We start from the raw sequence: 23,217 nt of genomic DNA on the forward strand, positions 1-23,217 counted from the left end.
CCTTCGGGCACCTTCTCCCCGTAGAACGGGGAGAAGGAAGAAATCACATCTTCACCCGCTCCGCCTTGGGGTCATACATCGGCTTCAGCGATGCCTCCGCCGCGAAGCGCTCGCCGGCGATCTCCACCTCGTAGGACGAGCCAAGAACATCCGCCTCGCTCTCGCCCTTGCAAGGCACGTAGCCCAGCCCGATCGCGCCGCCGAGATGGTGGCCGTAATTGCCGGAGGTGATCGGGCCGACGATCTTGCCGTCGCGCAGGATCGCCTCGTTGTGGAAGAGCAGGGGTTGCGGGTCCTTGAGGCGGAACTGCAGCAGCCGGCGGTCCAGCCCGGCTTCCCTCTTCCGCAGCACGGCATCACGGCCGATGAAGTCGCCCTTGGCCGTCTTGACGGCGAAACCGAGGCCAGCTTCCAGCACATTATCCTCGTCGGTGATGTCGTGGCCGAAATGGCGGAAGGCCTTCTCGATGCGGCAGGAATCCAGCGTGTGCAGGCCGCAAAGCTTGAGGGCGCCCTCCGCGCCGGCGTCAGTGAGCGCCTCGAAGATGTGGGCCGCCTGCTCGGTCGAGACATAAAGCTCCCAGCCGAGCTCGCCGACATAGGTGACGCGGTGGGCGCGGGCCAGCCCCATGCCGATCTCGATCTCCTGGAAGGTTCCGAACGGATTGGCCTCATTGGAGAAGTCGTTGGGGCTCACCTTCTGGATCAGTTTTCGCGACTCGGGACCCATCATGCAGATGACCGCTTCGGCGGCGGTGACGTCGGTGATAACGACGAATTCGTCGGCGACATGCCGCCTTAGCCAGGCGAGGTCGCGCTGCAGCGTAGCGCCGGGCACGACGAGGAAATAGGCTGTCTCCGACAGGCGCGACACGGTGAGGTCGCTCTCGATGCCGCCCTTGGCGTTGAGCATCTGCGTGTAGACGATCTTGCCCGGCGCGACGTCCATGTCGTTGGCGCAGAGCCTTTGCAGGAAGGCACAGGCGTCGCGGCCCTCGACGCGGATCTTGCCGAACGAGGTCATGTCGAACAGGCCGACGCCGTTCCTGACCGCCAGATGCTCTTCGCGCTGGTTGTCGAACCAGTTCTGCCGCTTCCAGGAATAGCGGTACGCGCGCTCCTGGCCGTCGCGGGCGAACCAGTTGGCACGCTCCCAGCCGGCGACCTCGCCAAAGACGGCGCCGCGCGCCTTCAGATGCTCATGCAACGGCGAGCGGCGGATGCCGCGCGACGTCGCCATCTGGCGGTAGGGGAAATGGTCGGCGTAGAGCAGGCCGAGGGTTTCGGAGACGCGCTCCTTGAGATAGCGGCGGTTCTTCTGGAAGGGCTGGGCGCGGCGGATGTCGACCTCCCAGAGGTCGAAGGGCGCCTCGCCATCGTTGATCCACTGCGCCAAAGCCATGCCGGCGCCGCCGGAGGAGACGATGCCGATCGAATTGTAGCCGGTTGCCATCCAGTAGCCGGAGAGTTCCGGCGCCTCGCCGAGATAGTAGCGGTCGTCGGGTGTAAAACTCTCGGGGCCGTTGAAGAAGGTGTGGATGCCGGCGGTGCCCAGCATCGGCATGCGGTTGACGCCCATTTCGAGGATCGGCTCGAAATGATCCATGTCCTCGGGCAGCTGGTCGAAGCAGAAATCCTCGCGAATGCCGTCCATGCCCCAGGGTTTGGCCACCGGCTCGAAGGCGCCGAGCATCATCTTGCCGGCATCTTCCTTGTAGTAGGCGCACTCGTCCGGCACGCGCAGCACGGGCAAGCGGGTCAGCCCCGGGATCGGCTCAGTCACGAGATAGAAGTGCTCGCAGGCGTGCAGCGGGATGGTGACGCCGTTCTGGCGGCCGAGTTCGCGCGCCCACATCCCGGCGCAGTTGACGACGATGTCGGTCTCGATCGTGCCCTGTTCGTCGCCCTGTGCCCACGACACGCCGGAGACGCGGCCTCCCTTGGTGTGGACCTTGGTCACCTTGACGTTCTCGATGACTGTCGCGCCGCGCTGGCGCGCGCCCTTGGCCAACGCCATGGCGATGTTGGCGGGGTCGCACTGGCCGTCGAGCGGCAGGTGCACCGCGCCGACGACATCGGACACGTTGAGATGCGGATACATCTGCTTGACTTCGCTGGGCGAAATCTCGCGGACATCGACATCGAAGGCGCGGGCCAGCGAGGCCTGCCGGTAGATCTCGTGCTTGCGCTCTTCGGTCAGCGCCACGGTGATCGAGCCGACCTGGCGCATACCGGTGCCGACATCGGTCTCGGCTTCGAGCTTGACGTAGAGGTCGGCCGAATATTTCGCCAGCCGGGTCATGTTCTGCGAGGCGCGCAACTGGCCGATCAGGCCGGCGGCATGCCAGGTCGTGCCGCAGGTGAGCTGCTTGCGTTCGAGCAGCACGATGTCGGTCCAGCCGAGCTTGGCCAGATGATAGGCGACCGAGCAGCCGGAGACGCCGCCGCCAATGATGACAGCGCGAGCCTTGCTGGGAATGCTCTTGGTCATGCGGCCTCGCGGCGGTAAGCGGAAGCGAAGCGGCGCAGGCGAAGCGCTGCTTCCTTGAGGATGGGCTCCGGCTGGCAGAGGCTGATGCGGATATGTCCGGCGGCGGCCTCGCCGAAACTCGAGCCCGGCATGACGCCGACCTTTTCCTTGTCGAGCAGCGCCCAGGCGAATTTCTCGTCGTCGCGTTCGACGGCCGAGATATCGAGCATCACATACATGCCGCCTTCGGAGCCGCGCACGGTGACATCGTTCATGCCGCGGATCGCTTCGAGGAACAGCGTGCGCCGCCCCGCGTAACGCTCGGCGATCTCCTTGACGCCGTAGTGGTTTTCAAGCGCCTCGGCGCAGGCGATCGAGATGAAGGCCGGCAGGCCGTAGGTTGTCACCAAATTGAGGTTGATGAGCAGCGTGATCATCTCGCTTGGGCCGGTCAGCCAGCCCATGCGCCAGCCGGTCATGCCGTGGCTCTTCGACATCGAATTGATGACCAGCGTGCGCTCGGCCATGCCGGGCAGCGAGCGCGGCGAGATGTGCTCGCCGCCGCCGAGCGTCCAGTAGACCTCGTCGGAGAGCAGCCAGAGGTCATGCTCGCGGCAAACTTGCGCCAGTTCCTCCAGCCGCTCGCGCGAATACACGGCGCCGGTCGGGTTGTTCGGTGTGTTGATGAGGATGGCGCGGGTGTTGGGTTTGAGCGCCTCGCGGATCATGTCGGCCCGCGGCTGGAAGCCGTTCTCGGCCGGGGTTTCGACCACGGTGAATTCGGCGCCCGCCGCACTGAACGTGTTGGGGTAGGTGGCGTAGTAGGGCGCGACGACGATGGCATGGTCACCGGGATCGAGCACGGCCTGCACGGCGGCGTAGAGAGCCGCCTGTCCGCCCTGCGTGGCAATGACCTGGTCGGGTTCCGTCAGGACGCCGGTGCAAGCGGTCGAAGCCGCCGCCATCGCCTTGCGCAGTCGCGGCAGGCCGGGCAGCGGCGTGTAGTGGTGGTTGCTGGCGCGAACGGCGCTGACGCAGGCTTCGATCGTCTGCGAGGGCGTGTCGAAATCATGGTCGCCGACCGACAGCATGATAATGTCCTCGCCGGCCTGCTTGCGGGTCCAGGCGGCGAAATGCACCTCCCAGCCGTCCTTGCCCGAAGGCACGATGCCGGCGATGCGCGATGAGGGTCTGGGCATCATTGAACTCCCGAAATCCGGTGGCCGGCCTCATCGAGCCGGTCGCGCAGGGCGGCGATGTGGGCGGGGCCAACCTCGCAACAACCGCCGACGATGAGGGCGCCGGCCTCGACCCAGCCGATGGCCTGGTCGGCATAGGCCTGCGGGTCGAGGTCGTGGCGGGCATGCAGCACGTCGACCGTGCCATGCTTCAGCGCCTCGATCGAGGTGAAGCCGTTGGCGTAGGCGCCGACCGGTCCGCCGAGCGCGATCAGCTCGGGCAGTGCGGCGCTCACGGCTTCCGGCCGACAGCAATTGACCAGCCTGGCAGCGACCGGCAGGTCGCCGAGCGCGCTCGACGCCGCGGCGATCGTCTCGCCGCTGCGCAGGCGCGGCGTGCCGTGGTCGGCGAGCGTCCACGACACCCAGACCGGCTTGCCGCTTTCCGACGCTGCCGTGACGGCGGCGCGCGCCTCGTCGGCGGAGGCCATCGTCTCGCACAGGAAGAGGTCGACGCCATCGGCCTGCTCGGCGACGATGCGGCGGTAGGTGTCGAGCGTCTCCTGGTAGGAAATGGTCAGCGCAGGCGCGTAGCTGCCGAACAGAGGCGACAGGCAGCCGGCGACGGCTGCATCGCCGGCTTGCTCGCAAGCCTGCCTGGCAAGCTCGACGCCGCGCTTCTGCAACGGCTTGAACAGGTCTTCCGCGCCTTCGCGCGCCAGGCGTTCGGGCGTCGCGGAATAGGTGTTGAGGGTGATGACGCGGGCGCCCGCCTGGATAAACTCGACATGCAGGTCGCGCACCAGGTCCGGTTCGTCGATCAGCACCCTGGCCGACCACAAGGGCGTCGGCTCGGACTTGCTGCGCCGGACCAGTTCCTGGCCCATGCCGCCGTCGGTGAGGATCACTGATTTCATGTCCGCAGTCTTTCGTTCTTCGGGTCCCAGAGCGGTTCGTCCTTCTGCACCACGGCCTTGAAGCGGTCGCCGAAGATCTCGACCTCGACCGAGGCGCCGGGCTCGGCGAGATCGGCGCGCAGCATGCCGAGCGCGATCGACTTCTCGACCCGGTGGCCATAGCCGCCCGATGTCGTCTCGCCGACGACCCTGCCGTCATGCCAGAGCGTCGACATATAGGGCGCGTCGCATTCGCCGGGGCTCTCGACGACCAGGGTGACGAAACGCTTCTTCACGCCCTGCTGCTTCTCGTTGAGCAGTGCCGCCTTGCCGCGGAAGTCTGGCTTGTCCCATTTGACGAAACGCTCCAGCCCGCCCTGCAGGATCGTATAGTCGGTCGAAAGGTCGCCCTTCCAGGCGCGGTAGCCCTTTTCCAGACGCAGGGAATCGAGCGCGTACATGCCGAAGGGCTTCAGTCCGTGCTTCTGGCCGGCGGCCCAGACAGCATCGAACACCGTCGCCGTGTCTGCGACCTTGGTGTGGATCTCCCAGCCGAGCTCGCCGGCGAAGGAGACGCGCACCAGCTTCGCCCAGCGTCCGGCGATCGTCGTTTCCTGATGCGTCAGCCACGGAAGCGTCAGGTCGGCGGCGCAGACCTCGGCAAGGATTTTTCGCGACTTGGGGCCGGCGAGGATTTGCGTCGAATAGTCCTCGGTGCGGTCGGTCAGGGTGAAGGCTGCGTCTTTCGGCATGCGCGATTTCAGCCATTCGAAATCGTGCCACTGGGCGACCGCGGCGGTGATCAGCGTCATCTGCTCCTCGCCGTGGCGCACGACCGACATTTCAGTGACGATGCGGCCCTTGTCGTCGGAGAAATAGACGAGGCCGATGCGGCCGGGCTTCGGCACCAGGCCGGTGACCTGCAGCGCCAGCCAGTCGGCGGCGCCCGGGCCCTCGAGATTGAAGCGGGAGAAGCCGGGCAGGTCGAGGATGCCGGCGGCGTCGCGCACCGCCAGGCATTCCTCGCGCACGCGGTGCTGCCACGGTCCGTCGCGGCGGAAGGTCAGCGTCGATTGCTCCGATGTGTCGTCACCCTGATGCGCGTACCAGGTGGCGCGCTCCCAGCCATTATAGGCGTCGAACTGGCCGCCGAGCGCCTTGATGCGATCGTGCAGCGGCGACAGTTTGCGGTTGCGCCCCTCCGGCCAGGCATGGCGCGGGAACTGGATGGCGTATTCGTTGCCGTAGATTTCCATGCCCTTGGCGACGCAATAGTCGGGCGCCGCGGCAAAGGACGTGAAGCGCCGCGGATCGCAGGACCACATGTCCCATTCGGTCTGGCCCTCGGTGATCCATTCGGCCAGCACCTTGCCGGCGCCGCCGCCCTGGGCGATGCCGAAGGTGAAGACGCAGGCCTCGAAGGCGTTCGGCACGCCGGGCATCGGGCCGATCAGCGGGTTGCCGTCCGGCGCGTAGGGGATCGGCCCGTTGATGACCTTGGACAGGCCGGCGGTGCCGAGGATCGGCACGCGGGCGACGGCGTCGGCGAGATAGTGCTCCAGCCGGTCGAGATCGTCGGGGAAGAGCTGGAAGGAAAAATCCTCGGGTATCGGGTCGTTGTGGGTCGCCCAGTGCGCGCGGCAATTGCGCTCGTAGGGGCCGAGATTCATGCCGCTCTTTTCCTGGCGCAGATAGTAGGACGTGTCGACGTCGCGCAGCAGCGGCAGCTTCTTGCCCTGTTCCCTGGTCCAGGCGGCAAGCTCGGGGATTTCCTCGAACAAGATGTACTGATGGCTCATCACCATCATCGGCACCTCGCGGCCGAACATTTTTCCAACCTCGGCGGCGCGGTAGCCGGCGGCGTTGACGATGATCTCGCAGCGGATGTCGCCTTGCGGCGTCGCAACCACCCATTCGCCGTTCTCGCGGCGCACGCCGGTGACCGGGCAGAAGCGGATGATCTTGGCGCCCATGTCGCGCGCGCCCTTGGCCAGCGCCTGGGTCAACTGCGCCGGGTCGATGTCGCCGTCGCTCGGGTCGTAGAGCGCGCCTTTCAGTTCATGCGTCTCGATGAAGGGGTAGCGGCGCTTGATCTCGTCGAGCCCGACGACGTCGATGTCCATGCCCTGGTAGCGGCCCATGCCCTTGGCGCGCTGGAACTCCTGCATGCGCTCCTTCGAATGGGCGAGCCTGAGCGAGCCGGTGACGTGATAGTTCATCGGATAGTCGACCGCTTCGGCGAGGTCGCGATAGAACTCGGTCGAATAGCGCTGCATGTTCATCAGCGACCATGAGGACGAGAAGGTCGGGACGTTGCCGGCGGCATGCCAGGTCGAGCCCGAGGTCAGCTCGTTCTTTTCCAGAAGCACGCAATCGGTCCAGCCCGCCTTGCAGAGGTGGTAGAGCGAGGAGGCACCGACGACACCGCCTCCGATGATCACCACGCGTGCCGTGCTCGGCAAACCCGCCATGTTCTTCCCCTTCAATCAATAGACAGGTGGCGAAACCACCCAGATGACCACCGCCGGCTCGGCGCCCGGATTGCGCCAGCGGAACGGCTTGCCCTCGAAGCGAAAGCTGTCGCCTTCGCCGAGCCGGTACCAGACGCCGGCAATCTCGATCTCGAAAACACCCGACACGACGTAGCCGGCTTCTTCCGTCGGGCGGCGCGCCTCGGTCTTCAGTTCCGCTCCCGGCGCGAAGACCGAGCGCAGCATCTCGAAGCTACCGCCGAGATCGGGCGACAGAAGCTCCTCCACCAGGCCGGATTCGCTTGTGCCAAGCGAGCGCCTGCTGCCGGCGCGCACGACCACGCCGCGCTCCTTCTCGGTAGGCACGTCGTGGCCGAAGAACAGGCTGAGCGGCACGCCGAACAGTTCGGCGAAGGCCCTAAGGTCGCCGAGCGAAGGGACCGACAGGCCGCGCTCAACCTGGCTGACCCAGCCGACGGAACGGCCGAGTTTCAGGCCGATCTCGGCCAGCGTCAGCCCGCGCGCCTTGCGCAGCGCACGGATGTCGCCGGCCAGCAGCCGCTCGCCATTGTCCTGTTCCGATCTGAGGGTGGTCGTGGTCATCGGCCTCCCGGTGAAAAAATTCCGATAAATTTCATGAGAGGCCAGCCGCATGAAAAAATCAAGAGTATTTTCATACTCCCACAAGATTTGCTTGCGCGTTTTTTGCGGTTCATGCAAAGGCTCGGCCACGAACGGCGGGTGGGGACGTCCGGTCGTGGACCAGGTTTCAAGCAGTCTGCGCGTGGTCCTTCGCGGGAACCGGTTTCGGTTTCCGGCCACGCGCAAAGGGACGACCCATGCTGGAGAACAACAGCCGGATTGCCAAGGACGCGGCGATCGTCGACGAGGCGATCACGTCGCGCCGCTCGGTGCGCGCCTTCCTGCCCGACATGGTCGACGACGAGACCATCCGCGACGTCCTTTCCGTTGCCTCGCGCGCGCCTTCCGGCACGAATATGCAGCCGTGGCGGGTCTATGTGACCAAGGGCGAGGTCAAGCAGCGCATCTCCGACGCCATCCTCAATTCCGGCATTCGCGCCGAGAAGGCGGAGTGGGACGAATATCGCTACTACCCCGACCAGTTCTTCGAACCCTATCTCACCCGTCGCCGCGCCAACGGCTTCGGCCTCTACGGCGCGCTCGGCATCGGCCGGCGCGAGGTCGACAGGATGCGTGCCCAGCACGACCGCAACTTCGTCTTCTTCGATGCGCCCGTCGGCATGATCTTCACCGTCGACCGGCGGCTGAACAAGGGTTCGTGGATCGACTACGGCATGTTCCTGCAGAACATCATGGTGGCGGCGCGGGGCAGGGGCCTGCACACCTGCCCGCAGGCGGCCTTCGCGCCATATCACCGGCAGATCCGCCCGGTTCTCAACATCCCGGACGAGGAAATAGTCGTCTGCGGCATGGCGCTGGGCTACGAGGACACGTCGAAGCCGGAGAACGAATTCCGCACCGACCGCGCGCCGCTCGAGGAATGGGTGACGTTCAGCGAGTAAGGCTCGCGACCGCCACGCCTGCAGCCTACTCGGTGTTCATATGCGCGCCGTGGCCGCTGACATGGGCGCCGTCCTGCGGTGTCAGCCGCAGATAGGCGAACAGGGCGCAGAGCGTGATCAGGCCTTCGATAACGAACAGGATGCGGAAATCGTTGACGCTCGCCTGGCCGCCGCCGGCGAGCAGCGACAGAAGTGCCGCCGCCAGGCCGACGCTGATCGCCACCGCAAGCTGCCAGAGGATGTAGTAGAGCGCGCTGAAGCGGCCGAGTTGCTCGGGCGCGATGTCCGAGTAGGACAGGTTGCCGGTCGAGGCCCATTGCACCGAGCGGAAGACGCCGAAGACGAAGATATAGGCGAGCACGATCCAGGCGGGCAGGCTTGCCTGCATCAAGGCGAAGCCAGCGACCAGGCAGGCGACGATCGGCGTGTTGGCGACCAGCACGCGGCGGAAGCCGAAGCGGTTGAGGATGCGCGGCATCATGAAGCGCGTCAGCAGCGAGCCGATCGCGGCAACGAAGGTCAGCGATCCCGCCTGCACCGCGCTCATGCCGAAGCCGAGCTGGAACATCAGCGGCAACAGGAAGACGACCGAGCTCAGCCCGATCGTATCGAGGCCGCCGCCAGTCAGGAAGCTAACGCGGAAGGTGCGGATGCGCAGCAGCTTGAGGTCGAGCAGCGGATTGCGGACGCGCAGGCAATAGAAGGACGCGACGGTCAGGATGGCGACGGCCGCACCCAACTCGGCGGCGATGATGCCGGCGGCGGCGTCCTTGGCGGCGAGCGAATCCATGCCGAAGACGAGCAGCGCCATGCCGCTGCCGACCAGCAGGAAGCCCGGAAAGTCGAACGGCGTGCGGACCGGCTTGGTCGCGGAGGGGAACAGCGAGGCGGCGAGCAGCGCGGCAATGAGCGCAATCGGGATGTTGATGTAGAAGATCCAGCGCCACGAAACGTAGGTGGTGAGCGCGCCGCCGATCAGCGGGCCGACCAATGGTCCGGACTGGCCGGCCAGCGAAATGTACATGTTGATCTTCAGCGTGCGGTCGCGCGGAAAGCTCGACAGGATTACCACCTGGCCGAGCGTGCCCATCAGCGCGCCGCCGAAACCCTGCAGGGCCCGCGAGGCGACCAGCATCCAGATGTTCTCCGAGAGGCCGCAAAGTGCGGAGGCACTGGCGAAGACCAGCAGGGCAAAGCAATAGACGTTGCGCAGGCCGAAGCGGTCGGCTGCCCAGCCGCCGAGCGGCATCGAGATGATGAGGCTGGCGACATAGACGGTGATCAGCAGGCCAAGCTGGCTCGGCGGACGGGCCAGGCTTTCACCGATGCCGGGAAGCGCAGTCACCACGACATTCTGATCGAGACTGGTCATGAAGACGCCGCAGGCGACCGTCGCCGGCAACAGCATCGACGCTTCGCCCGCCGGGGCAAAGCGGGTTGTGGCTGTCGCCGAAGTCTCTGCGGTCATTGGAGGATATGGTCGAACGGGTTGCCTGGACGGGCACCTGCCCCGACAGGAGCCCGTGATTTCCCATCTATCGTCCCGGCTGGCCTAAGGCTCAAGCAGCAGTTGCAGCCGTCCGTAGTGCCAGCTGCGTGTTTTTCCAGAATTGTCCTCTTGTCTTACGCAATTCCGGACGGAAAACCGCTGCACCCTTTTCCTGGAATTGCTCTATTGCACCTCGTAGCCGACTTCCTCGCTGGCGTGGCACAGCGCCTTCCAGAACGAGCGGGCGAAGGAGCGGAAGACGTAGATGTCGAACTGGTCGCCGCCGCTGCGCTGGATCTGCGCGAAGACGTCGTGATGCGTGGTCGAGCGGCCGGCGCCGACCGGGAAGGCCGTCAGGGCGAAATCGATGGCGAAGAACTTCGCCAGCACCCATTCGGCCTTCGGGCCGGCGATGCGGATCGCGGTGCGGCCGTGCGACAGATCGGTGACGGTGCCTACGTCCGGCGTGACGACGCCGGAGAACGCGGCCGCAAGGCCCTCGGCTTCGTCGACGACGGTGAACTTGCCCGGGGCGAAGCCGAATGCCGCTCTTACGCCGTTGGCGACGCCGCCGCCTGCGCCGTCCGGAAGGGCAAGGCCCGCAACCTTATATATGGCCGACATCAGGCGCTTCTCCTCGCCCGGCCAGGCGGCGAGCTGCAGGATCGACCCCGGCCGCGTCTCCGACAGGATGACGTCGACGCCTTGTTCGAAATTGCCGTGCGAGCCCGGATGGTACTCCGGCTCGAGCGGAGACAAGCGCACGGGTAATTGGCGTTCAACCATGCATGCGGCTCCCGTCCGGGTCGTAGAAGTGGTTGGAGACGATCTCGATCGGACCGAACCGGTTGCGCAGTGGGTCGGAGACGAAAGCGCGCGTGCCGTGGCGGGCCTTGCCGCCCTTGACCAGCGCCAGCGCGATATGCTTGCCGAGCGCCGGCGAGTAGCAGCAGGCGGTGATGTGGCCGATCGAATCGTGCGGATTGGCTTCGTCCAATTCCTCGACGATATGGGCGCCGCCGTTGAGCGGGCGATTGTCGAGCGAGACCAGGCCGACCAGTTGCAGCCGGTCAGGCGCGATCAATCCTTCGCGGTCCATCATTGCCGAGCCGATGAAGGGCTTCTTCTTCGACAGCATCCAGTCGAGATGCAGGTCGCGCGCCGTGGTGCGGCCGTCGATCTCGGCGCCGGTGACATGGCCCTTCTCGATGCGCATCGTGCCCAGCGCCTCGAGCCCGTAGGTGACCAGGCCGAACGGCTTACCGGCCGCGATCAGCGCCTCCCAGACATGGGTGCCGTAGCCGGCCCCGGAATAGACCTCGAAGGCCATTTCGCCGGAGAAGGAGAGACGGCAGATCATCACCGGCACGCCTGATATCTGGCCGTGGACGATGCCCATGAAGGGCAGGGTGGCGTTGTCGACGGCGGTGCCGGCGACGCAGGCCGCAAGGATGGCTCTCGCCTTCGGCCCGCCGATGGCGGCGCCAGCCCATTCGTCGGTCACAGAGGTGACAGTGACCTTCAGCTCCGGCCAGATGACGTCGAGGAAATATTCCAGATGCTGCATCACCTTGCCGGCATTGGCGGTGGTGGTGGTCATCAGGAAGTCCTGTTCGCCGAGCCGCCAGGTGGTGCCGTCATCGAAGGCAAGCCCGTCCTCGCGCAGCATCAGGCCGTAGCGCGCCTTGCCGACGGCAAGCGTGGAAAACATGTTGGTGTAGACGCGGTCGAGGAGCTCCGCCGCGTCCGGCCCCTGCACCGCGATCTTGCCCAGCGTCGAGACGTCGACGATGCCGGCGCTGTCACGGGTGGCCTTGGCCTCACGGACATAGGCCTGCTCGACCGTCTCGCCGGCGAGCCCGTAGATCATCGGCCTGTACCAGAGGCCGGCCGAATACATCCTCGCGCCATTGGCGATGTGCCAGTCATGCATCGGCGTCAGCCGCTCGGGCTTGACGTCGCCAAAACGCTCGGCCGCCAGCGAGCCGATCGACACCGCCGTATAGGGCGGGCGGAAGCGCGTCGTGCCGACCTCGGGGATCGGCTTGCCGAGCGCCTCGGCCATGATGGCGAGGCCCGGCACGTTTGAGCTCTTGCCCTGGTCGGTCGCCATGCCGAGCGTGGTGTAGCGCTTCAGATGCTCGACCGAGACAAAGCCCTCGCGATGCGCCAGCCGCACATCTTCCGCCGTCACGTCGTGCTGGAAATCGACGAAGCTCTTGCCCTTAGCCTTGATCTCGAACACCGGTGCCGGATCGGGCTCGCCGGGCGCTGCTTCGACGTCCGGCAACGCCGCCGGCGTGCCAGGGCCGCCGGCGGCGGCGAGACCCGCGGCGCGGCCTTCGGCAATGGCCTCGGCGGTCGAGAAACTGCCGGTGAAGGCGCCGGCGCCGACCCAGCGCTGGGTTGGCTTGGGCGGCAGGAAAGCCTGGCGGGAAGCGTCCCACTCGGCCCTGGCGCCGGCCTGGCTGGCGAGGTGGATGGTCGGCGACCAGCCGCCCGAGATCAGCAGGCAGTCCGCGTGGATGCTGCGCGCATCGCCGGTGAGCGCGCCGCTCAGCATGTCGAAGCGCTGCACCTTGAGGCCGTTGAGCGCCTTGCCGCCTTCCGTCGCGATCACGGCATGGCCGGACAGGATTTCCGCCTCGGCTTCGGTGGCCAGCCTGCGCATCTCATCCGACAGCTCGGCGCGAACGTCGATGATGGCGACGATCGCGGCCCCTGCCTGCTTCAATGCCTGGGCGGAGCGGTAGGCGCTGTCATTGTTGGTGAAGAGGGCAATCCGCTCGCCTGGCAGCACGCCATATTCATTGGCGTAACGCTCCGCCGCATGCGCCAGCATGACGCCCGGCCGGTCATTGCCGGGAAAGACGAGCGGCCGTTCGAAGGAACCGGTGGCGAGCACCACGGTCCTGGCGCGGATCGCCCAGTAGCGGTGGCGCGGCTCGCCCCTGGCGGGGCTCTCCTTGTGGTCGGTGACACGCTCCAGCGCGGCAAGCGTGTTGCCGTCATAGTAGCCCCAGACCGTGGTGCGCGGCAAAAGCCGCACATTGTCGTTGCCTTCGAACTGGCCGGCTGCGCGCGCCGCCCAGTCGGCCGCCGGCATGCCGTCGATCGTCTCGCCGGACCAGTTGGCCGAGCCGCCGAAGCGCGGCTCCAGCTCGGTGAGGATGACCCGCGCGCCCTGGTCGGCGGCAGCCTTGGCGGCCATCAGCCCGGCCGGACCTGAGCCGACCACCAGCACGTCGCAGAAGGCGTTCATGCGCTCGTAACGCGACGTGTCGGCGGCGGTGCCGGCCCTGCCGAGGCCGGCGGCGCGGCGGATGAAATGCTCGCAGAACATCCAGAAACGCGTGCCCTTGAGTGGGCCGATCACCGGCCCCATGAAGGTCTTGTAGTAGAAGCCGGCCGACAGCAGCTTGCCGCCGAGCTGATTGACCGCGCTGACGTCCCAGGCGAGCGAGGGGAAGCGGTTCTGGCTGACGGCGGTGAGCCCGTCATAGATCTCGACCATGGTGGCCGGGATGTTCGGTTCGCGGACCTCGCCGCGCAGCACCGTCACCAATGCGTTCGGCTCCTCGACGCCGGCGGTGAGCACGCCGCGCGGCCGGTGGTATTTGAACGAGCGGCCGAACAGCGTGACGCCATTGGCGAGCAGCGCCGAGGCCAGCGTGTCGCCGGCATGGCCTGTGTACGAAGCACCGTCGAAGCTGAAGCGGATGGTGCGCAGGCGGTCGACGCGACCGCCGGTCTCAGTGCGGCGCGGGCTCACGACTTCGCCTCCGTCTTGTGCCGCGCGGCGGATTTGTGGCCGCCATGCGCGAAGGCGGTGCTGGAGATGTCATGCGTCAGCGTGTTGCGCACGACCCTGACATGGGCGCGGCAGCCGCCCGAATGCTGCCAGATCTCATTGTGGTCGCCGGCGGGGTTCAGCCGGTCGTAGACATAGGCGTTCCAGGCGTCGATGTCCTGCGAGGCAGGTTGCGGGCGCTCGCGGTTGCCGTCGCCCTGATAGGTGAATTCGATGACGTCGCGCGGGCCGCAATAGGGACAGGTAATGAGCATTTATCTAAACCCTAATGCAGCCGAGGCGTCGCGCCCTGGCCTTTGTCGTCGATGACGAGGCCGCGATAGAAGCGGTCGAGCGTGAAGGGCGCGTTGAGCTCGTGCGGCTCGTCCTTGGCGATGGTCCAGGCAAAGCACAGGCCGGAGGCAGGCGTCGCCTTGAAGCCGCCGTAGCACCAGCCGCAATTGAGATACATGCCGGGCAGCGGGCCGGTTGTGATGATCGGCGAGCCGTCCATCGTCATGTCGCAGAGGCCGCCCCAGGAGCGCAGCATGCGCACGCGCGCCAGGCCCGGGAACAGCGCCAGCATCTCGCTCATCACCTCGTCGACGATGGGCAGGCTGCCGCGCTGGGCATAGCTGTTGTAGCCGTCGAGGTCGCCGCCATAGACCAGGCCGCCCTTGTCGGACTGCGAGATGTAGAAGTGGCCCATGCCGAAGGTCAGGATGGTGTCGATGATCGGCTTCAGCGATTCCGACACGAAGGCCTGCAGCACGTGGCTCTCGATCGGCATCTTGTCGATGCCGGCCAGTTGCATGACCCGGCCGGTGCTGCCGGCGACGGCGAGCGCAACCTTCCTGGCGCGGATTTCGCCGCGCGTCGTCGACACGCCGGTGATGCGGTCGCCGTCGCGCAGGAAGCCGGTGACCTCGCAATTCTCGATGATGTCGACGCCGCGGCGGTCGGCGCCGCGCGCATAGCCCCAAGCGACGGCGTCGTGGCGGGCGCTGCCGGCGCGCCGCTGCATCAGTCCGCCGATGACCGGAAAACGCGCCGAGCCGGAGACGTCGAGCACAGGCACCAGCCGCTTGATCTGGTCGACCGTCATCAGTTCGGCATCGACGCCGAGATGGCGCATGGCGTTGCCGCGCCTGGCATAGTCATCGAACTGGGCCGGCGTATGCGCTAGGTTGAGACAGCCGCGCTGCGAGAACATGACGTTGTAGTTCAGATCGTGCGACAGGTTCTCCCACAGCTTCATCGAATGCTCGTAGAAGCGCGTGTTGGACGGCAAAAGGTAGTTCGAGCGAACCGCGGTGGTGTTGCGGCCGACATTGCCCGAGCCGAGCCAGCCCTTTTCCAGCACCGCGACGTTGGTGATGCCGTGCTCCTTGGCGAGGTAGTAGGCGGTCGACAGACCGTGCCCGCCGCCGCCGATGACGATCACGTCATAGGATGCCTTCGGGTCCGGCTTGCGCCAGGCCGGCTTCCAGTCCTGGTTTCCGCTGAGCGCGTTCTTGAGGAGCGAAAAGGCCGAATATTCCGCCATGTTTCATGTCGTCCGGTTTGTGCGATGCGGCAGACTATAGAGCAGGCGGCGGGCGCAAAGCCAAGATTGCGCCATCGCTTTTCGACTGGCCGACTCCGGTCCGTTCGGCGGCTCTGGACGGGGACGGCTTGCCGCATGGTATGGCGGTCTTTATCAAGAACGGAGTTTTTCCAAGTCTTTCGGCAGCGAGTCGCCAACAACGTCATGCTCTTCCGGTTGCTTCGCCTGATCCTGGTCTTCATGCTCGCCGTGTCGGCGCAGCCGTCGTTCGACGCGATGGCGCAGGCGATCGGCCAGGGTTCCGCCCAGCTGATCGCCGACCAGCAGAAGGTCGTCCAGGACTTGACGGCCAAGACCGATGGTCTCGAAAAGAAGGTCACCGACGATGCCGAGGACGACGCCGCGCTCGTCGACATCCGCCTGCAGCTCGAGGATATGTCGCGGGCGGCACTGAACAGCGCGCTGGCCTTCCGGTCGCGCCTCACCGACATCAACAACCGCATCGAGGTGCTGGGGTCGCCACCCGCGCAGGGGCAGCCGCCGGAGCCCGCGATCGTCACCAACGAGCGCGGCGCGCTTGCCGCCGAAAAGGCCGAGATCAACGCCGTCATCGCCGGCGCGCAGAACCTGTCGATCCGCATCAACGGGCTGATCGACAAGATCGGCATCATGCGCAGCGAGCTTTTCCGCAACGTTCTGACCAAACGCTACGAGCTGACCGACGCACTCAGCCCGCAGGCCTTTTCCGATGCTCACGATCAGTTCACCGGCCTCTACAAGGCGGTGGCGTCCTGGCTGAGCTTCGCCTTCAAATTCAAGCTCCAGGCCGTGCTCGCGGCGGCCCTGATGGCGCTGGGGCTGGCGGCGGTGCTGCTGGTCGGCGGCCGGCGACTGTTCGGGCGGATCTTCGAACCCGACCCGTCCATCGAGGAGCCGTCCTATCTCAGCCGGCTTTCCGTGGCGTTCTGGTCGACGCTGCTGCCGTCCGCGGCGCTCACAGTGTTCCTCGCCTCGACTGTGTTTTTCTTCAATTATTACAATGTGCTGCGCGGCGACATCGGCGTCTTCCTCAATGCGCTGCTGGCCGTCATCGCGGTGGTGTTCTGCGTCAACCGGCTGACCAATGCCGCACTCGAGCCGCGCCTGCCGAACTGGCGCCTGATCCCGGTCGCAACCGGCCCGGCGCGCTGGCTGGTGCGGCTGACGACGGCGATGGCTGTGGTCATCGGCTTCAACAATTTCCTGGCGGTCGTCAACGACAAGATGGGCTCGCCGCTGTCGCTGACCATTGCCAGAAGCTTCGTCGCCACCATCATCGTAGGCGTCATCCTGATCCTGATGGCATTGCTGAAGCCATTCCGGGCGAGGGATGGGACATGGCGCCCGTGGCCAGCCTGGCTTCGCGTCACCGCCGTGGCGCTCGGCCTGTTCACCATCGCCGCGGCGCTGCTCGGCTATATCGGCCTTGCGCTCTTCGTCTCCCTGCAGGTGGTGGTCACCGGCACTGTCCTCGTCACCGCCTATATCGGCTTCCTGTCGGCGCGGGCGATCGGCGAGGAGGGCGGCTTCGCCGACACATCGATCGGGCGCTGGCTGACCACCAATTCCAGCTATGACGAGACCGCGCTCGACCAACTCGGCCTGGTCGTCAGCATCGCCATCAACCTGATGATCGTGCTGGTGTTCCTGCCGCTGATCCTTTTGATGTGGGGGTTCCAGCCCGGCGACATCCAGGCCTGGGCCTATAAGCTGGCGACGGGCGTCACCATCGGCTCGGTGACGATTTCGTTCACCGGCATCCTCAGCGGCATCGTCGTCTTCGTCATCGGCTATTTCCTGACGCGCTGGTTCCAGGGCTGGCTCGACGGCTCAGTGATGGCGCGCGGCAGGGTCGATCCCGGCGTGCGCAACTCGATACGGCTGGCGGTCGGTTATGCCGGCGTCGCCATTGCCGGCCTCGTCGGCGTCTCGGCGGCCGGCATCGACCTGTCGAACCTGGCCCTCGTTGCCGGCGCCCTGTCGCTCGGTATCGGTTTCGGCCTGCAGAATGTCGTGTCGAACTTCGTCTCCGGCCTGATCCTGCTCGCCGAGCGGCCGTTCAAGGTCGGTGACTGGATCGTCGCCGGCGACACCACAGGCACGGTCCGGAAGATCAGCGTGCGCGCCACCGAGATCGAGACGTTCCAGCGGCAGTCGGTAATCCTGCCCAATTCGAACCTGATCAACAATGCGGTCGGCAACTGGACGCACCGCAACAAGCTCGGCCGTGTCGATATCAAGGTCGGGGTCGCCTATGGCAGCGACGTCAAGCGGGTGCATGCCCTTTTGCTCGACATCGCGCGCAGCCATGCGCTGGTGCTGAAGAACCCCGAGCCGTTCGTGCTGTTCGCCAATTTCGGCGCCGCCGCGCTCGAATTCGAGATCCGCGTCTTCCTCGCCGACATCCTCAACGGCAACATCGTCCAGAACGACATCCGTTTCGCCATCTTCGATGAGTTCAACAGCGAGCACATCGAGATCCCGTCGACGCCGCGCGCCGTGGTCGAGACGAAGAAGCCCGAGGCATGGCCGCTCGACGACGACAAGATGGAGGCCGACTTTGCCGACAAGGAGCAAGCCGAAGCCGCGGTAGAGAAGGCGCGCCTGGCGAAGTCCAGGCGCAAGGGCAGCAAGCCCGACCCGGATTGAGGTGGGCTGATATTCAGGTGAGGCCGGCCTGCAAACGGCGGCTGCCTGCGCTTCCGGTGCTCACCTACTTTAAACGCTTCGCTCCGGTTCTCGGAACCCACCGTTTTCGACACGGCCTGACCTGAATCTCAGTACACCTTGGAGACGCCGCAGCGTGCTCGCTAACCAATTGCGGCATGAATGCGGCATTCAGTTGCGGTTCAGCTTCGATCTCATATAAGCTCGCATGCAAAGGGCGAGAATGCCTTGCGAAATGCAACAAGAGGCGGTGTGGAAACACCGATATTGCAAAATGTGGAAGTCTGTCGTCGCCGCCATCGCTTTCCTGGCCGTGAGCGGGTCGGCTTTTGCCGCCAGCGCGGTCAACAAGGACGCCGAGACCAGGACGCTGATCGTGACCGAGGGCGGCGGCAAGACGGAGCTGGCGCTGGCCGCCGGCGAAACCGTGGAATTCTGCCCCAACGGCTGTTTCGTCACCTTGCCGAATGGTGACCTCGAAGCCTTGACCGGCTCGGAGACGGTTGAGATCTCAGGCGGCGTCGGCCGCATCAAGTAGTCGTCCGCACCAAGTAACCAAGGCAACATCTCTTGCGAAGGCCGGGCACATTGCCCGGCCTTTTATTGTTTCCGGTAGCAGTCGTTTAACAATGACGGGGGAAATACCACCGTACACACCGGATGCAACCGGGCGTTTTAACGTTCGCTACGCCGTTCCCCGCTATACCAGCCGCGAAGACGCCGAAACGCGGCGCGAAGGATCAGGCAGGCAGGGAATCATGGACGCGCGGTCGGACAGGAACGCAATTCCGCTTGCGGTCGATCTCGACGGCACGCTGATTGCAACCGATCTTCTGTGGGAAGGCCTGTTCATCCTGCTCAAGAAGAACCCGCTTTATGTCCTCATGGTGCCGTTCTGGCTGGCCGGCGGCCCGGCGCGCTTGAAGCAGGAGATCGCCGCCCGCATCGATATCGATCCGGCTTCGCTGCCCTATCGCGAGGCGTTGCTCGAGCGGCTTCGCGCCGAGCATCAAGAAGGCCGCAAGATCGTGCTGGCGACCGGTACGCCGCGCAAGTTCGCGGAGGCGATCGCTTCGCATCTCGGCATTTTCGATCGCGTGCTGGCGACCGATGGCCCGCACAACATGACCTCGGGCAGGAAACGCGACTCGCTGGTCGCTGCTTATGGCGACGGCGGCTTCGACTATGCCGGCAACAGCCGGCACGACCTCAAGGTCTTCGACGCCGCGCGTAGCGCGATCATCGTGGCGCCCGACCGTCATGCGGCGCGCTGGCAGGCCGCGCATGGCGGCGAAACGGTTGCGGCGCCGAAGCCGACCTTGAAGACATTCGTCAAGATGCTGCGCGTGCATCAATGGCTGAAGAACGCGCTGATCGCGGTGCCGATGGTGCTCTCGCACGAGTACTTCAACATCGACATGATCTGGGAATGCGTGCTGGCGTTCATTTCCTTCAGCGCGGTGGCCTCGGCCATCTATATCCTCAACGACTTCTTCGACCTCGCGCTCGACCGCAAGCATCCGACCAAGCGCTATCGCCCCTTCGCCAGCGGCGCGCTGTCGATCCCTTTCGGCTTCGGCGCGATGGTTGCTCTTATCACCCTCGGCATTGCCGCCGGGCTTCTGCTGCCGATCGAATTCCTCGGCGTGCTGGGCGGCTACATGGTCGTCACCACGGCCTATTCGCTGTCGTTCAAGCGCATGCTGCTGGTCGACGTGCTGACGCTCGCCGGCCTCTACACGATCCGGGTGCTGGCGGGCGCGGCGGCGACCGGCGTCGACGTCTCGTTCTGGCTGCTCGCCTTCTCGATCTTCTTCTTCCTGTCGTTGGCGCTGGTGAAGCGCTTCGTCGAATTGCGCACCACCGCCATCCCGGCCGGCGAGCGCATTGCCGGCCGCGGCTACCGCACCGAGGACCAGGAGATCGTCGCCCAGGCGGGCATGGCCTCGGCCTTCTCCTCGGCGCTGGTGCTGGCGCTCTACATGGACAGCGTCTCGGTGCGCGAACTCTATCCGCATCCGTGGCTGGTCTGGCCACTGGCGCCGATCGTGCTCTACCTCACCATGCGCGTCTGGATCCTCGCCCGCCGCGACGAGATGCATGACGATCCGGTCGTCTTCATCATCCGCGACTGGCGCAGCCAGATCGTCGTCGCCATCGGCGCGGCGTTCCTGGTTGCCGGAGGCTGGTGAGCATGGCCGGTGACATTTTCCAAAGTTTCGGCCGCGCCACGCCGGCGGCGCGCCATGCGATCCCTGCGGAAGACGCCATCGCGCTGCTGAAGAGCGGCGCGGCGAAGGACGGTTCCTTGCTCGGCTATGGCAATGGTCGTTCCTATGGCGACACCTGCCAGAACCAGGCCGGCTCGGTGGTCGACATGCGGCCGCTCAACCGCGTCCGCGCGTTCAACGCCGAGACGGGTGTGCTGGAGGCGGATGCCGGCGTTCTGTTGTGCGACATCATCGCCCACGCCGCGCCCCACGGCTTTTTCCCGGCGGTGGTTCCCGGCACGCAGTTCGTGACGCTCGGCGGGGCAATCGCCAACGACGTCCACGGCAAGAACCATCACCGGCGCGGCACCTTCGGCTGCCATGTCGAATCGCTGACGCTGCTGCGCTCGGACGGCAAGACCTATCGCTGCTCGGCGACCAGCAATGCCCGGCTGTTTCGGGCAACCATCGGCGGCATGGGGCTGACCGGGCTGATCCTGTCGGCGTCGATCCGGCTCATGCGGGTGCCTTCGCTCGACATCGTCGAGAAGGCGACGCCCTTTGGCGATCTCGGCGAATTCTTCGAGCTGACCGAAGCGGCCGACCAAGCCAATGAGTACGCCGTCGCCTGGATCGACCAGCTCGCCGGAGGGCGAGGGCGCGGCCTGCTGTTCACCGGCAACCATGCCGAGCATGGCTTGCATGCGGCGTCCCGTGCCGGCGCGCGCCTTTCGGTGCCGCTGCAGCCGCCATTCAATGTGCTCAACCGGCCGTTCCTGACTGCTTTCAATGCTGCCTATCGATGGAAGAAGGGGCGATCGGCGGCGCCGCGCCAGGTTGGCTACCAGGGCTTTTTCTTTCCGCTCGACGGTGTTGGCGACTGGAACCGGCTCTATGGACCGACGGGCCTTTTCCAGCACCAGAGCGTGGTGCCGGAGGGGCCGGCGCGGCATGCCGTGCCGGCGCTGCTGGAAGCGGCAAGGCGCGCCGGGCAGGGGTCCTTTCTCACCGTGCTGAAGCGTTTTGGCAGGGTCCGCTCGCCGGCGCTGCTGTCGTTTCCGAGGCCAGGCTTCACGCTGACGCTCGACTTCCCCAACCGGGGCGAAAAGACGCTCAGGCTCCTTGCCGAACTCGACCGCATTACGATCGAGGCGGGCGGCGCGGTCAACCCATACAAGGACGCGCGCATGGGCGCCGAGACCTTCGCGGCATCCTTCCCGGACTGGCCGCGGCTGGAAGCTGTGCGCGATCCCGCCTTCATGTCCGACTTCTGGGCGCGCACGGTAAAGAAACTGGATGAGCGGCAAGGAACGGCGCAGGCGGCGGAATAGGTAGAATTCGAATAAATCTTGGTACAAGAAGCGTTAAAGCCAGGGTTTACTCAAAACAGTCACGTGATTTCACGAAATGTTTGCAGGTTTGTAATAGGACCGCTGCGGGCAGGGTGGCAACAATGAAATACATCGTCTTCATTCTCTTCACGGTCATGACCAATGCGGCAGCGCAGCTGATGCTGAAGCAAGGCATGATGTCGCTCGGGCCAATTTCGTTCGAGGGCACCAATCCGCTGTTGAAGCTGCTGCAGATCGTCTTCAGCCCGTGGGTGTTCCTCGGGCTCTGCACCTTCGTCATCTCGATGGCCTCGCATCTCTATGTGCTGTCCAAGGTCGAGCTCAGCTTCGCCTATCCATTCCTCAGCCTCGCCTATGTCGCGGTCGCGGTCTTCGCCTATTTCGTTTTCCGCGAGGACCTCAATGGCTGGCGCGTCGCCGGCATCGCCTGCATCTGCGTCGGCACGGTGCTGATCGCCCAAAGTGGGCGAGGGCACGAGGACCAGACCGCTTCCATCACCCAAGACAAGATCGGCACAAGCGAGATCGTTCGATGAGACATGTGATTTTCGGCGGCGACGGTTTCGTCGGCCGCCACCTTGCCCCCAAGCTTGTTGCCGACGGCGAAGAGGTCGTTGTCGCCGACATCGTCAAGAGCGATCTGCCGCATTATCGCTCGGCTCGTTTCGTCACATGTGACGTCACCGATCCGGCCTCTGTCGCGACCGTCGGGCTCAGGGGAGAGGACATGGTCTACAACCTGTCGGCGAAGATGCTGTCGCCGATCCAGGTGCGCGCCAAGCGGCACGACTTCTTCTTCCCGGTGAATTTCCACGGCACCGAGAACATCATGAAGGCGATGGACAAGGCCGGCGCCTCGAAGCTCGTCCACTACACGACCGACATGATCTACGGGCACACGGTGACGATGCCGATGACCGAGGAGCATCCGGTCGCGCCGCTCGGCGAGTACGGCCTGTCGAAGTTGAGGACCGAGGAGCTGGCTGCCGAATGGCGCAAGCGCGGCATGTCAATCTCGCTGTTCAGGCCGCGCCTGATCATCGGTCCCGGCCGCCTCGGCATTTTGGAGAAACTGTTCAAGCTGATCGACTGGAATTTGCCCGTGCCTATGATCGGCTCGGGCAAGAATCCCTACCAGTTCATCTCTGTTTTCGACTGCGCGGAAGCTGCCCGCGCGGCCTGGAAGGCCGGCGTGCCGAACGAGGCCTATAATCTCGGCTCCCTCAACCCGCCGCCGGTGAAGAAGCTGCTTGGCGACCTGATCCGGCATGCCGGTTCGAAATCGGTCCTGATCCCGACACCGGGCTGGGCGGTCAAGCGCACGCTCGACCTGCTCGACCTCATGAACATGCCGATCATGGATCCGGAGCAGTATCTGATCGCCGACGAGGAGTGCGTGCTCGACGTGTCCAAGGCCGAGCGCCAGCTCGGCTGGGTGCCGCAATATCGCGACGAGGACATGCTGATCGCCGCCTACAGCGAGTACCGCGCCAAGAAGGACGGCCACGCCGTCGCCACCAAACACGTTCCTGCCGAATAAAGGCGACGAAGGGGAGATTTTCAGA

The 23,217-nt window shown here is 65.4% G+C and carries 17 protein-coding genes; 7 read left to right on the forward strand and 10 right to left on the reverse strand.

Annotated features, from left to right (window positions below):
• Positions 1-43: 43 nt before the first annotated feature.
• Genes EN786_RS10275 through EN786_RS10295 form a run of 5 tightly spaced genes read right to left on the reverse strand, consistent with a single transcriptional unit; the run spans position 44 to position 7,618 of the window.
• Positions 44-2,491, reverse strand: coding sequence for an FAD-dependent oxidoreductase (locus EN786_RS10275; RefSeq protein ID WP_127284948.1), 2,448 nt, complete (start codon positions 2,489-2,491; stop codon positions 44-46).
• The gene (locus EN786_RS10280) at positions 2,488-3,669 is read right to left on the reverse strand and encodes a pyridoxal phosphate-dependent aminotransferase (protein WP_127284947.1); all 1,182 of its coding nucleotides are present in this window, start codon (positions 3,667-3,669) and stop codon (positions 2,488-2,490) included. Before EN786_RS10280 ends, EN786_RS10275 begins: the two co-directional genes overlap by 4 nt.
• The gene (locus tag EN786_RS10285; RefSeq protein WP_127311498.1) at positions 3,669-4,565 is read right to left on the reverse strand and encodes a homocysteine S-methyltransferase family protein; all 897 of its coding nucleotides are present in this window, start codon (positions 4,563-4,565) and stop codon (positions 3,669-3,671) included. Before EN786_RS10285 ends, EN786_RS10280 begins: the two co-directional genes overlap by 1 nt.
• Entirely contained in the window at positions 4,562-7,015 is a 2,454-nt protein-coding gene (locus EN786_RS10290; RefSeq protein WP_135908281.1) for an FAD-dependent oxidoreductase, read from the reverse strand. Before EN786_RS10290 ends, EN786_RS10285 begins: the two co-directional genes overlap by 4 nt.
• A 15-nt stretch (positions 7,016-7,030) precedes the next feature.
• The gene (locus EN786_RS10295; protein WP_127311982.1) at positions 7,031-7,618 is read right to left on the reverse strand and encodes an XRE family transcriptional regulator; all 588 of its coding nucleotides are present in this window, start codon (positions 7,616-7,618) and stop codon (positions 7,031-7,033) included.
• 236 nt (positions 7,619-7,854) lie between these two features.
• On the opposite strand from EN786_RS10295, the gene EN786_RS10300 reads away from it, so the two are divergent.
• Positions 7,855-8,559 (forward strand): nitroreductase, encoded by a 705-nt coding sequence (locus EN786_RS10300; protein ID WP_127311983.1) that lies wholly within the window; start codon positions 7,855-7,857, stop codon positions 8,557-8,559.
• Positions 8,560-8,584: 25 nt separating this feature from the next.
• Here EN786_RS10300 and EN786_RS10305 read toward each other — a convergent pair whose 3' ends face one another.
• From EN786_RS10305 to EN786_RS10325, 5 genes are all read right to left on the reverse strand, one after another.
• Positions 8,585-10,027 (reverse strand): MFS transporter, encoded by a 1,443-nt coding sequence (locus EN786_RS10305; protein WP_135908283.1) that lies wholly within the window; start codon positions 10,025-10,027, stop codon positions 8,585-8,587.
• Positions 10,028-10,231: 204 nt separating this feature from the next.
• The gene (locus EN786_RS10310) at positions 10,232-10,834 is read right to left on the reverse strand and encodes a sarcosine oxidase subunit gamma (protein ID WP_135908286.1); all 603 of its coding nucleotides are present in this window, start codon (positions 10,832-10,834) and stop codon (positions 10,232-10,234) included.
• Entirely contained in the window at positions 10,827-13,820 is a 2,994-nt protein-coding gene (locus tag EN786_RS10315; protein ID WP_135908289.1) for a sarcosine oxidase subunit alpha, read from the reverse strand. Before EN786_RS10315 ends, EN786_RS10310 begins: the two co-directional genes overlap by 8 nt.
• Positions 13,817-14,113 (reverse strand): sarcosine oxidase subunit delta, encoded by a 297-nt coding sequence (locus EN786_RS10320; protein WP_127283739.1) that lies wholly within the window; start codon positions 14,111-14,113, stop codon positions 13,817-13,819. Before EN786_RS10320 ends, EN786_RS10315 begins: the two co-directional genes overlap by 4 nt.
• A gap of 11 nt (positions 14,114-14,124) precedes the next feature.
• Positions 14,125-15,384, reverse strand: coding sequence for a sarcosine oxidase subunit beta (locus EN786_RS10325; RefSeq protein WP_127283740.1), 1,260 nt, complete (start codon positions 15,382-15,384; stop codon positions 14,125-14,127).
• Positions 15,385-15,588: 204 nt separating this feature from the next.
• Between EN786_RS10325 and EN786_RS10330 the strand changes: the two genes are divergently transcribed.
• The 6 genes from EN786_RS10330 to EN786_RS10355 all read left to right on the forward strand — a co-directional run bounded on the left by EN786_RS10330 (position 15,589) and on the right by EN786_RS10355 (position 23,192).
• A complete protein-coding gene (locus EN786_RS10330; protein WP_127311275.1) occupies positions 15,589-18,072 on the forward strand; it encodes a mechanosensitive ion channel family protein in 2,484 nt (827 codons plus the stop codon).
• Positions 18,073-18,364: 292 nt separating this feature from the next.
• Positions 18,365-18,628: a hypothetical protein gene (locus tag EN786_RS10335; protein WP_187331283.1), complete on the forward strand. Its 264-nt coding sequence runs from the start codon at positions 18,365-18,367 to the stop codon at positions 18,626-18,628.
• Positions 18,629-18,848: 220 nt separating this feature from the next.
• Positions 18,849-20,282: a UbiA family prenyltransferase gene (locus EN786_RS10340; protein WP_127311274.1), complete on the forward strand. Its 1,434-nt coding sequence runs from the start codon at positions 18,849-18,851 to the stop codon at positions 20,280-20,282.
• 2 nt (positions 20,283-20,284) lie between these two features.
• Positions 20,285-21,631 (forward strand): FAD-binding oxidoreductase, encoded by a 1,347-nt coding sequence (locus tag EN786_RS10345; RefSeq protein ID WP_135908291.1) that lies wholly within the window; start codon positions 20,285-20,287, stop codon positions 21,629-21,631.
• A 122-nt stretch (positions 21,632-21,753) separates the two neighbouring features.
• A complete protein-coding gene (locus tag EN786_RS10350; protein WP_127311339.1) occupies positions 21,754-22,188 on the forward strand; it encodes an EamA family transporter in 435 nt (144 codons plus the stop codon).
• Positions 22,185-23,192: an NAD(P)-dependent oxidoreductase gene (locus EN786_RS10355; RefSeq protein ID WP_127283746.1), complete on the forward strand. Its 1,008-nt coding sequence runs from the start codon at positions 22,185-22,187 to the stop codon at positions 23,190-23,192. Before EN786_RS10350 ends, EN786_RS10355 begins: the two co-directional genes overlap by 4 nt.
• Positions 23,193-23,217 lie beyond the last annotated feature (25 nt).

The sequence above is a fragment of the Mesorhizobium sp. M4B.F.Ca.ET.143.01.1.1 genome (assembly GCF_004792275.1).
Lineage (GTDB): Bacteria > Pseudomonadota > Alphaproteobacteria > Rhizobiales > Rhizobiaceae > Mesorhizobium > Mesorhizobium abyssinicae.